The 11,913-nt window shown below is 40.8% G+C and carries 8 protein-coding genes; 5 read left to right on the forward strand and 3 right to left on the reverse strand.

Annotation, left to right across the window (positions count from 1 at the left end):
- Nucleotides 1-5: 5 nt before the first annotated feature.
- The 3 genes from MS6x_RS10910 (at nt 6) to MS6x_RS10920 (ending at nt 7,347) form a co-directional block, all read left to right on the forward strand.
- Nucleotides 6-3,038 carry a sensor histidine kinase gene (locus tag MS6x_RS10910; RefSeq protein WP_482601912.1) on the forward strand — a complete coding sequence of 1,011 codons (3,033 nt, stop codon included), beginning with the start codon at nt 6-8 and terminating at the stop codon, nt 3,036-3,038.
- Between the two features lie 6 nt (nt 3,039-3,044).
- Nucleotides 3,045-3,794, forward strand: a complete 750-nt coding sequence (locus MS6x_RS10915; RefSeq protein ID WP_482601914.1) for a LytR/AlgR family response regulator transcription factor — start codon at nt 3,045-3,047, stop codon at nt 3,792-3,794.
- 280 nt (nt 3,795-4,074) lie between these two features.
- Entirely contained in the window at nt 4,075-7,347 is a 3,273-nt protein-coding gene (locus MS6x_RS10920) for a S41 family peptidase (RefSeq protein ID WP_482601916.1), read from the forward strand.
- 95 nt (nt 7,348-7,442) lie between these two features.
- On the opposite strand, the gene MS6x_RS10925 is transcribed toward MS6x_RS10920, so the two are convergent.
- From MS6x_RS10925 to MS6x_RS10935, 3 genes are all read right to left on the reverse strand, one after another.
- The gene (locus MS6x_RS10925) at nt 7,443-8,204 is read right to left on the reverse strand and encodes a LytR/AlgR family response regulator transcription factor (RefSeq protein ID WP_482601918.1); all 762 of its coding nucleotides are present in this window, start codon (nt 8,202-8,204) and stop codon (nt 7,443-7,445) included.
- The gene (locus MS6x_RS10930; RefSeq protein ID WP_482601920.1) at nt 8,201-9,259 is read right to left on the reverse strand and encodes a sensor histidine kinase; all 1,059 of its coding nucleotides are present in this window, start codon (nt 9,257-9,259) and stop codon (nt 8,201-8,203) included. The genes MS6x_RS10925 and MS6x_RS10930 overlap by 4 nt, the downstream gene beginning before the upstream one ends.
- A gap of 166 nt (nt 9,260-9,425) precedes the next feature.
- Nucleotides 9,426-9,842: a hypothetical protein gene (locus MS6x_RS10935; protein WP_482601922.1), complete on the reverse strand. Its 417-nt coding sequence runs from the start codon at nt 9,840-9,842 to the stop codon at nt 9,426-9,428.
- Between the two features lie 270 nt (nt 9,843-10,112).
- Between MS6x_RS10935 and MS6x_RS10940 the strand changes: the two genes are divergently transcribed.
- Both MS6x_RS10940 and MS6x_RS10945 read left to right on the forward strand, forming a co-directional pair.
- Nucleotides 10,113-10,676, forward strand: a complete 564-nt coding sequence (locus MS6x_RS10940; RefSeq protein ID WP_482601924.1) for a hypothetical protein — start codon at nt 10,113-10,115, stop codon at nt 10,674-10,676.
- The gene (locus tag MS6x_RS10945; protein WP_482601926.1) at nt 10,600-11,703 is read left to right on the forward strand and encodes an FMN-binding glutamate synthase family protein; all 1,104 of its coding nucleotides are present in this window, start codon (nt 10,600-10,602) and stop codon (nt 11,701-11,703) included. Before MS6x_RS10940 ends, MS6x_RS10945 begins: the two co-directional genes overlap by 77 nt.
- The last annotated feature ends 210 nt before the right edge of the window (nt 11,704-11,913 follow it).

An 11,913-nucleotide genomic window follows, 5' to 3' on the forward strand; every position in this document is an offset into this window, starting at 1 on the left:
GCTAATTGAACATTAAACGAACATGTCTATTTCTTTTTCTACTTTGTTTTTTAACGAATCACATTGATGCGCAAAACAGTCAACTTAGACCATACACTATTGAAGACGGCCTACCGCAGTCCCAAGTATATGACATCATACAAGATGAAATAGGATATCTTTGGTTGGGCACACAAGGTGGCGGACTCGCAAGCTTTGACGGCGCCAATTTTACGGTATGGAACGAGGCAGACGGACTCGCATCCAACTACATCCATGCTTTATATTCCCAAAACGATACGCTTTTTATTGGAAGTAAACGCGGCCTTTCCATCAAGATAAAAGAGCGTATTCTTAATATTAAAGGGCCACAGATACAGCAGTTCTATTCCAAAGCCAAGGTGCTTTATGTGGCTACAGAGAAAGGCGTGTATCGGTTTTCTAAAGCGGCGGGATTAGAAAAAATCAGCATCAACCCAGAAATAGATAACAGTGGCATAAACGAGATATATTTTGATGGGGCTTTTTACTGGTTGGCGACCAATAACGGACTTTGGAAACTTACGGAACTAAGCGGAGATGCAAGTGAAATATCAAAATTGGAAACCAATAATTTCACATCAATACTACATCATGCCAATGTTGTTTTTGCCGCAACCTTTAATGACGGTATTCGGGCAATCGACATAAAAAACCAAGATAAAACCATACTCATACGAGAACCACAACGGATCAATTCCATGTCCATCCAAAATCAAGATCAACTGTGGGTAGTTACTGATAACAGGGGTATTACGGTCATAAACACCGAAAGTTATGATGAGATAAAAAGTATTGATACAAGAAACGGCCTAAGCGTGCCCCACGTGAGGAAAGTCATAAAGGATAAAGATTCCAATATCTGGATCGCAACATCGGGCGGAGGGTTTTACAAGTATTTTCAGAATAATTTTAACCACTATGACAAAGATTCGGGCTTAAAGGGAGACCGCATCTACGCGGTACATAACGCTAATAATAATATTTGGATTTCCAGTTCGGAAAAGGGGCTTACGCGAATAGATTCACTTGGTATCCATCCTATAAAAATACCTGTGGATTTTACCGATGTAAAAATAAAAACCCTCGCGAGTGATGCTAAGGGAAATATCTGGGTAGGTTCGGATGGCATGGGACTTATGTTCCGAGAATCTAAAATGGTAGATAGTGTAATGGTAAGCATTGATGATCAACTTCAAGTTGAATTTGATACGCTGTCCATCACACGAATCAAAAATCACGTTCTGACTATGGATACCGGTTTTCCAGACAATTGGATTCGGAAAATCATAGTAGGGAAAGATCATATCTGGGCGGCGACCTATGCTAGCGGAATTGTAAAATTTAACTATTACCCCGAGAATGATAGTCTGGTTCTAAGAAAGACTTTTGGTAAAGCAGATGGTATTTCCGATTTGTTAATACAGGATATGGCAACCGATACTCAAGAGCGTATTTGGTATGCCACTAGAAATGGCGCTATAGGTTTTATAGAAAAGGATACGGTTGCGGACTTCCCTTCGGTGCTCCTTGGTCAAACTTCTATTGGAACCCTTCTTTTTCATAAAAATCAGCTGTTTTTAGGAACTGCGGGGCGTGGTATTTGGTATTCGGAAATAAGTGAAACACCTACTTTTCAGAAATTAAAAGGAAGTAAAAAAGGGTCTTCCGAAAATATATACCAACTCATTTTTGACGACCAAGGCTATTTATGGGCAGGGTCCGAGCGCGGCGTGGATAAAATAGAACTTAACGAGGCCAATGAGATTGTAGATGTGTATCATTTTGGTAGAAACGACGGATTTTTGACAATAGAAACCTGCCTAAATGCGGTGGATAAGGATAAGGCTGGAAACCTATGGTTTGGTGGTATTTATGGATTAACGCAATACACGCCAAGCGAGAATACCGTACAAACGCAAAAGCCGCAAATCAGGTTTACGTCCGTTGCCGTAGATTATAAGGTTTTGGATTCCGTACTTACCGATACCTGGACTATGAAGGATAAGGTTTTAGAACTGAACCCTGACCAAACCCAATTGGCATTTACCTACAGAACGGTAGATATCAGCCACCCCAACGAGGTGCAATACCGTAACAAACTCAATGAAACGGAATGGAGCCCTTGGTCTAAGGAGAACAGGCAAAACTTGGTAGGTCTTGCCTATGGCACGCACCAGTTTACGGTACAGTCCAGAAACTACCGCTGGCAGGAAAGTGAGCCGATACAATTCGCTTTTTTCATCGATAGTCCCTTACATAAAAAACCAGGGTTTCAATGGGCGATGCTCGCTTTTGCGGTTGTGCTGTTAGGACTTTTGGCCTTGTTCTATATCCGAAGGATAAAAGCAAAAAACAGACGCGAACAGGAGCGTTTGCGGTTGCAGAACCACTTGCTTACCTTGGAGCAAAAAGCCCTGCGCCTGCAAATGAATCCACATTTTATTTTTAATGTCCTCAACGGGATAAAGGCCATGGGAAACAGCAATCCCCAGAAAATGGACACGACCATTAATAGTTTTGCCGTTTTGTTGCGCGAAACGCTGAACAACAGCAGAACGGACAGTATTAGCCTAAGTCAGGAACTGAAGACCTTGACCCATTATATCGAGGTAGAAAAGTTGATGAGCCCTAAGCCGTTTACCCATCAGCTTATTGTAGAAACAACGCCCGATGCAGAGGAGATTTTGATTCCGCCCATGTTGATACAGCCTTTTGTGGAAAACGCTATTAGGCACGGTATTTTAAAAGGGCCACGGAAGGGCGAACTTTCCATTAAATTCTATACGGAAAATGACTTCCTTCATTGCTCCATTACGGATAATGGACTCGGTATTTTTGAATCTCAAAAAGCCAAAACGAAGACCGACCATCAATCCATGGCACTTACCGTAACACAGGAACGGCTGGAGTCCATCTCTGGAAAAGACGCCTTGGAAATTACAGAACTGAAGAATGCGGACAGTAGCGTTGCAGGAACCCGAATACACCTTAAAATTCCCTTACAAACTGATTATTAGAACCCTATGCTTACAGCCATTATTGTAGAAGACATGCCCGACGCCTTGCAGTTATTGCAGCGGGATATTCAAGCGAACCATCAAGATATTGAAATCATGGGCACCGCCCAAAGCGTGGTGGAAGCCGCTAAATTATTGCGTAAAAACCAGCCAGATATCCTTTTTTTGGATATTATGCTCGGCGATGGTACAGGCTTTGATATTTTAGAAATCGTGCCCGATTTAACATCGAAGATCATTTTCGTAACTGCCAGCGATGAATTTGCCATACGCGCCTTTAAATTCGCGGCCATCGATTACGTGTTAAAACCCTATTCCCAAGAAGATTTGGCATTGGCCATACAAAGGGCAAAAGAGCAGCTAAAACCCAATAAAGAGCGTTTGGATATTTTAAAGGACACCCTGGCGGCTCCAGAAAGAAAGCCCGACAAGATTTCCTTGCATACCTTGGACAAAATCATCATTGTAGGCTTAAATGATATTGTGCGTTGTGAATCTGACAGTAACAACACCATGTTTCACTTAAAGGACAAACGCAAAATTTTTGTAACCAAGACCCTAAAGTATTTTTCGGATATGTTGAAGGGTTATGAATTTCTGCGCATACATCAAAGTCACTTGGTGAACCTGCAATATATCAGCGAATACATAAAGACCGACGGTGGCTATTTAATGCTAAAAAATGGTGAAAACGTACCTGTATCCGTGCGTAAAAAGGTGGAGGTCATGGAAATTTTGGACGGGATGCATAGGTAGGTTATCTGCTTTGTAATGATGCTAAATAAATTAAGTTACTAGCTTAAAAAACCATTTGTATTTATTTTTAAAATTGAAGTCATTCATACTTCAAGTTGGGATATCAACTATTTTCGATTACTTCAAAAATATATCAAAACAATAATTTGTAAAGTATCGGTAGAAATACTTTAGTATAATTTAGTTGTTGATATCCGCGTTTTTAGATACTTTCATTGTGAAATGGCTAGACTTTTTCATGTGTCAAAGCGTATACCATTCCATTCGTAAAACCTTCCTTATGAGACATCTACTACTTATCCTATTTTTATCCGTAAATCCCCAAGCCTTTGCCCAAGGCACACAGTTGCTTCGAGAGCCCACAGTTTTTGGTTCCGAGGTAGTATTTGTTTATGCAGATGATCTTTGGAAGACTTCCAGCAATGGAGGAGATGCCATCCGCCTAACAAGCAATGAGGGTTCGGAATTTTCGCCACATTTTTCCCCAGATGGAACATTAATAGCCTTTACCGCAGAATATGATGGGAATATAGATGTTTATGTAATAGCTGCAGGTGGTGGAGAGGCTAAACGCCTGACTTTTCACCCAAGTAATGACATTGTGCAGGGATGGACGCCTACCGGAGAAGTCTTATTCAGTTCAGGGAGGGAGGCCGTTCCCACATTTACCGATAGGTTTTATAGTGTTGCCGTAGATGGAAGTTTTCCAACAGCCATAGAACTATCCAATGCGGCATTTGGCGAAATATCTCCCGACGGCAAGTACATCGCTTATGTACCCTTACGTGCGTGGGATGCCGAATGGCGAAATTATAGGGGCGGGCAGGCTGTTCCGATTTGGATCTTGAATACCGAAACCAAGGAATTAACCACTGTTCCTCAACCCACTAAAGAAAGACATTTAGACCCCGTTTGGTTGAATACTAAAGTATATTATATTTCTGAAAGAGATTATACTAGCAATATTTGGTCTTTTGATATCGTAACGAAAATGGAGGAACAAATAACCTTTCATAAGAAATTCGATGTTAAAAGTCTTGATTCCGACAGCGAAAAGATCATCTATGAGCAAGGAGGTTATCTTCATTTACTAAATCCTGAAACAAGTTCGGTAAAGCAGCTGAACATTCTTGTAAACGGCGATATGAACTTTGCGAGATCCCGTTGGGAAGATGTAAAGTCGATGCAATTAACGAATCCGAATATATCACCCACGGGGAAACGAGCCATTTTTGAACATAGGGGCGAAATTTTTACGATACCTAAAGAAAATGGTACTTGGCAAAACGTAACCAATTCTCCAGGGATTGCCGATAGAACTCCCGTATGGTCTCCTAAAGGTGATAAAATAGCTTGGTTTTCAGATAAGAGCGGTGAATATGAGCTAGTGGTCGCTGATCAGGATGGGGCAAATCAAAAGTATTACACGCTGCCTAACCATACTTTTTATTTTCAGCCAGATTGGTCGCCCGACGGAAATCATATTGCCTATTCGGACACCGATTATACTATTTGGACCATAAATCTGGAAAACGGAAATGTAGATAAGGTAGCCGCTGATACGTACGCACACCCTAACCGTACATTAAATCCCGTTTGGTCTCCCGACAGTGAATGGATTGCCTACCCAAAGCAACTGAAAAGTCATTTCAAGACTATCTTTGCCTACAATATAACCACAAAACAAACCGAGCAATTAACAGATGGTATGGCCGATGCCATAAGTCCCGTGTGGGACATAAACGGCAAATACCTCTATTTTCTTGCAAGTACCAATTATGGGCTACAATCTGGTTGGTTGGACATGAGTTCCTACGATACAAACCTCACAAGAAACTTATACGCGATTGTTTTATCCAAAACAGATAAAGCCCCCACGCTTCCTAAAAGCGATAAAGAGGAATTAAAAAAAGAATTACCGGACGATAAGGATAAAAAGAAGGGCAAAAAGAAGGAAAAAGAAACCGAGGAAGACACCAAAGCTGTAACCGTTACATTGGATGCCGATGGTATTTTCAACAGGATAGTGGCCTTAGATTTGGAAGACCGTAATTATATGGCCCTAGCCAAAGGGCCGGAGAATACTATTTTTATAGCGGAAAGTATTCCCAACGCAACAGCGCTTACACTACATAAGTACGATATAGAAAAAATGGAAGCTGAAGTTTATGCTACTGGAGTATCTGAAATGGTAGTTTCAGCGGACAGAAAAAACATACTTTTAAACCAAAATGGGGCTTGGCTGCTGTCCGGAACCGATGCAAAACCCGATGGCCTAAAGGACAAACTGAATATCGATATTAAAATAAAAATTGATCCTACTCAGGAGTACAAGCAAATTTTCAAAGAAGGGTGGCGTTTTATGCGCGACTTTTTGTATGTAGATAATGTTCACGGCGCACCATGGGACACGGTTTATGAGTGGTACGCCCCTTGGGTAGCACATGTACGCCATCGTACTGACCTCAACTATCTAGTTGATATTTTAAGCGGAGAGGTTTCCGTTGGGCATTCTTTTGTATATGGTGGCGACTTCCCTGACCTTACGGAGGTACCGGTAGGGCTGTTGGGCGCGGATCTATCATTGGAAAATGGATTTTATAAAATAGAAAAGATTTATAGTGGCGAAAATTGGAACCCTGATTTGTACGCACCGCTCGCCCAACCAGGTAATGAAGTGAGCCCAGGAAACTATATAATAAAAATTAACGGGAAGGAATTGGCCGAAGGGCAGAATCCATATGATTTATTGGAGCAAACTGCCGGCAGGGAGATAACCATAACCGTTAATTCTAAACCCAGTACATTGGGCGGTAGTGATATTTTAGTTAAACCCGTAGATAGTGAACGCGGCCTGCGCACCTATGATTGGATGGAAGGTAACCGAAGAAAGGTAGATGAACTTTCCAATGGTAAGCTGGCCTATGTGTATGTGCCCAACACCGCGGGAGGCGGCTTCACTTCATTTAATCGTTATTATTTTTCGCAACAGGATAAAAAAGGAGTCATTGTAGATGAACGAAACAACGGTGGTGGCTCTGCCGCAGATTATATGATCGATATTATGTCGCGCGAACTTTTTGGCTATTTCAATAGTCGCTCTGAAAGTAAACGTCCATGGACTACACCCATTGCCGGTATATGGGGACCAAAAGTGATGTTGATAAACGAGAACGCTGGATCTGGTGGGGACTTGTTACCCTATATGTTCCATGCTAAACAAATCGGTCCGTTGGTAGGCACACGAACTTGGGGAGGCCTGGTAGGTACTTGGGATACGCCATTTTTTATTGATGGAGGAAAGATGGTAGCGCCACGAGGTGGGTTTTTTGATGTGGACGGAAATTGGGCCGTGGAAGGTGAAGGTATTTCACCGGACATCGAGGTAATCCAAGAACCAAAATTGATATTGGAAGGCAAGGACCCTCAATTGGAAAAAGGAGTTCAAGAGGCCATGCGCTTGTTAGAAAAGGAAGAATTTAGACTAAAACCAGAGCCTGCTGCCCCAAAAAGATGGAAACGCCCAGATGGTTGGGAGAAGTCTGAAAACTAATTGGCTTGGTGTAGTTAATCTCAAGGTTGTAAAGGGAAGAGTACGTGTTTTTAATTTCTTTATGGGCATCAAAATTTATTACTTACATGCTTTTCCTAGTTCGCCACCCAAGTCTTAAAATCGGGAGCTTTTGCCTTACTTACGATAATCTGCTCGGAAGCAACTGGCGTAACCTCTACAATAAGCTTTCCGTTAAAATATTGTTTTATTTTGGATAGGGCATCGCGCCTTAAAATACATTGGCGATTAATTCGGTAAAAATTATTGGGGTCCAACTCTTCTTCCAGCTCTTCTAATTTCTCATCAACGGTGTAGGTTTTGCGATCAAAAGTAGTGGCCTTTACAAGTCCGTTATCGATTATAAAATAAGCAATATCTGCCGTTTTTAATGGAATGAGCTGGTCTCTGTGGCTAATAAGGTAGGTGGTCTTGTAACTGCGCTCTTTTTCTTTTACCAAATCCAGCAAACCCTTTATTTGGTCGTTCGCAATGTTTGCTTCCGGCTTTTGTTCTTTAAATTGCTGAAGGGCATCGGAGAGCTCATCTTGGTCCAAGGGTTTTAAAAGATAATCTATACTGTTTACTTTAAACGCCTTGAGGGTATACTGGTTGTAAGCTGTGGTAAAGATAACTGGAATAGTAATTGAAATCTGTTCAAAAATCTCAAAGGAAAGACCATCAGCCAAATGAATGTCCATAAATACAAGTTCTGCGGTCTGATTTTTAGAAAAATAGGCTACCGAAGCCTTTACCGAATCCAATACCTTAACTACTTTGATAGTACTGTCGATATGCTCTAATAAATAGGTAAGATTATCGCTTGCCGCTAGCTCGTCTTCTACGATTACTACGTTCATAGAGGTTTAATTAAAGGAAGTTGTACGCTAAAGATATCATTTTCCGTGCGTACTGTAAGTTCTTTACGCAACAATAAGATATATCGTTTTTTTAGGTTTAATAGCCCGTTCTTGGTACCCTCCGTAAAGGTTTTCCTTAGCCTTATCGGGTTGTCAACAAAAAGTGATCCGTCTTTAGAGTAAACACTAACTTTTAAGGGATTGGTTTCCGAAATTTCATTATGCTTTACCGAGTTTTCCACCAATAGCTGTAGCGCTAAAGGGGGAATTTCCTGCTCCAAATAGTGAGGTTCTATATTGATGTCTATGGTAAAACGATCTCGGTACCTGGTTTGCATTAAATAGGTGTAGCTTTCCAAAAATTTAAGTTCGTCCTTAACACTAACCAGATCACTATCGCCACTCTGTAAAATATAGCGGTACATATAGGATAGTTTTTTTACAAATTGGGTGGCTGGTTCGTTGTCCCTAATAAGGGAGGTTAAGGAGTTAAGAGAGTTGAACAGAAAATGAGGGTCTACTTGGTTTTTAAGCGCGATTAGCTCGTTCTGTAGACTTTGTTGTTTCAGGTGTTCGTTCTCTATTCTCGTTTCCTGTTTTTCTACCTGTAAGCGTAGTATCCTACCAATAAAGACTAGGGCCAAGAGTAAAATCGTATAAGTAAAGGCTAAGAAACCCTTATCCCTTGGATTCATTTCTATCTGAATCACGTGGGGGTATAAGAATTCAAAAAAGCTTAGCGTCCCTATTAATACTGCTATGTTGATGAGTACCATGACGCTTAAACGAACAGAGGTAGACCATTTGTATTTGGAGTATCCCACATTGGCATTGATCTGTAAAATGGTCCAAGAGAACAAAAAGAAAAAAACAAGGCGGTAGACCAGATCTGCGATCCACGCCCCCAAAAACGCTTCGTCTTTACTCACCATATCATAAATGAATATGGTTTTGGGTACGGAAACCAAAATAGCCAATAAAATAGCAATTTTAATTATAGAGGATTGTTTAACGTGTCTTACGGCCATATGGGACAATGCTTGTGCATATTTCAAAAATACATCAATTTTAAGGGAAATAGCGTACTAAAAATTAAGGTTCTGCCTTGTGTTTAAAATCAATTCGGGCGGGGCCGAGAATAAAACATTCTCCACTCCGCCCGAAGATACTATGGGTTCAAAACGGTCAGCTATCCAATACAAGATGCTAACTAAATTGAAATTACTTGGCTAAGGCATCAAAGCTTCTTGGAAGATATTTCTTAGTATTGAAATCCAAAATAAACTCTTCCTCTTCTTCTATGACAACAATATCTTCTATTGCGAATATCATACCCTTGTATGGATTAAAACCTTCTGGTAAATAGTCCTTTGCATTAAAACCTAGTTCTATTTCCTCCTCAACCTCAATTAATCCTAAATCCTCATGAGCAGTAAACATACCTGCATACGGGTCAAAACCTTTTGGTAAGTACTGAGCGGTGTCGAAACCTAATTCAATTTCTTCTTCAACTTCTATTAGATCGATATCTTTTATATCAATATTATTGCATTCTGTCTGGCACTGAGGGCTTGCTTTAAAAGAAACCATTGTAGCACCCAAGAGTAATAAACTTAGAATTGTTGATGCTTTTTTCATACTATTATATTTTTGTTATTAATTTTCTTTGATTTGTTAAACAAAAGTACAATGGATAACCACCTAAAACCGAAGCTTTTTAACTGAAACGTCTAAAATTGAAGATGAAACGACTTTTTAGCGAAGCGAACTATTTCAATAAGCTTTCTTTGCGATAAAACGGTTCGGGTTTTGTTAGACGGTAGTTCTAAATGGCTGATTATTCGCTACGGCTAATCTTTACGCTTTGCTTTGATGCTTATCTTTGAAGGGTAGAAAATACCTACCCTTATGAAAGTACGTGAATATTTTATTCTAATTTCTTTATTCCTTATTACATTAATAATTGGCATTTCGTTTTTTCAATTATCGATTTTATGGGCTTTTGTAGTCGTATTTCCGTTAATCATCATGGGTATTTTTGATATGCTGCAGACCGAGCATACGATTCGGCGTAATTTTCCGGTATTAGGTAGGATGAGGTATGTACTGGAATCTATACGCCCGGAAATCATGCAGTATTTTGTGGAGACCGATACGGAAGGCAAACCCTTGAACCGTATTTTAAGATCTACCGTATATCGCAGGGCGAAGGGAGAAACGGATACCGAACCTTTTGGTACACAAATGGACCTGTACCAATCTGGTTATGAGTGGATGGAACATTCTATGTACGCTAAGAGCAATCCTCAGAATCTAGGAGAATTTCCTAGAATAGTTAATTGGAGGGAAAGATTGCAAACAACCTTACACTTCCAGTCTTTTAAATATTTCCGCAATGAGTTATGGTTCCTTGAGCAAGAACGCGGTTTTAGCCATGAACCAAGGTGCCAAGATGGGAAATTTTGCTCATAATACAGGAGAAGGCGCCATTAGCGATTATCATTTACAACCAGGAGGAGATTTGATTTGGCAAATAGGAACCGGTTATTTTGGCTGTAGAAAGGATGACGGGACTTTTAATGAGGTGACTTTTCGTGAAAATGCGATAAGGCCCGAAGTAAAGATGATAGAAATTAAACTTTCCCAAGGTGCAAAACCGGGACACGGTGGCATTTTGCCGGCTATTAAGAATACGCCTGAAATAGCAAAGATTAGACACGTGCAACCGGGAGTTGCGGTACATTCACCGCCATCCCATAGTGCGTTTAGCGACCCAATTCAGTTTATGTATTTTATTGAAAAATTACGGAAATTGTCAGGCGGAAAGCCTGTCGGATTTAAGCTATGTATTGGTAGAAAGCAAGAATTCATGGACTTTTGCGAGGCTATGGTATTCACAGGCATTACACCGGATTTCATTACCGTAGATGGTGGCGAGGGAGGTACTGGTGCCGCCCCTGTTGAATTTTCCAATACCATGGGAATGCCAATGCGCGAAGGATTAATCTTTGTGCATGACACCTTGGTAGGCTTTAACCTTAGAAAGGAAATTAAGGTTATTGCGGCCGGTAAGATTATTACAGGTTTTGATATGGCTAGAGCAATGGCACTTGGTGCGGACGGTTGTAATAGTGCGCGTGCCATGATGTTGGCCGTTGGCTGCATACAGGCCTTGCAGTGTAATACCAATGCATGCCCTGTGGGTGTAGCGACCCAGAACAAGTCGCTGATGAAAGGTCTTGTGGTTTCCGATAAGGCCCCTAGGGTCAAAAACTTTCATAACGCAACCGTAAAAAGTTGTTTGGAGCTTATTGCCGCGGCCGGTTTAAACGGCCCCGAGGAACTAAGGCGCGAACACATAAGTAAGCGAATGGGTATGTTTGAAGTGAAGAACTATGACGAAATATATCCTTATATACCTGAAGGAAGCCTATTGGATATTGCGCAAATTCCCGATAGCTACGCGCGCTATTTTCAACTTACGAGAATTATGAATTAGGAATACAAGTGCCCAAGTCCGGCAGTTTAAGGAAGTCGGCCAGTGTGCCGTTGCTGGTAGTAATTTTTTGTATGGCTATAAACCTATGCACTGCCATTATCTAAAGTAGGGAATATTTAGGCTTTTTTTATCTCCATTTATGGTTTATGTGCCGATACTGTAAAAAAGCAACAATCTGAGCAATCAGGTATGATTTTACAACTAATTTAA

It is taken from the genome of Maribacter sp. MS6 (assembly GCF_056839185.1).

Excerpts from the sequence above, each read along its gene's own strand:
- MS6x_RS10920 (WP_482601916.1), top strand. The coding sequence starts at position 4,075 with ATGAGACATCTACTACTTATCCTATTTTTATCCGTAAATCCCCAAGCC.
- MS6x_RS10945 (WP_482601926.1), top strand. The coding sequence starts at position 10,600 with ATGAGTTATGGTTCCTTGAGCAAGAACGCGGTTTTAGCCATGAACCAA.
- MS6x_RS10935 (WP_482601922.1), bottom strand. The coding sequence starts at position 9,842 with ATGAAAAAAGCATCAACAATTCTAAGTTTATTACTCTTGGGTGCTACA.
- MS6x_RS10915 (WP_482601914.1), top strand. The coding sequence starts at position 3,045 with ATGCTTACAGCCATTATTGTAGAAGACATGCCCGACGCCTTGCAGTTA.
- MS6x_RS10940 (WP_482601924.1), top strand. The coding sequence starts at position 10,113 with ATGAAAGTACGTGAATATTTTATTCTAATTTCTTTATTCCTTATTACA.
- MS6x_RS10925 (WP_482601918.1), bottom strand. The coding sequence starts at position 8,204 with ATGAACGTAGTAATCGTAGAAGACGAGCTAGCGGCAAGCGATAATCTT.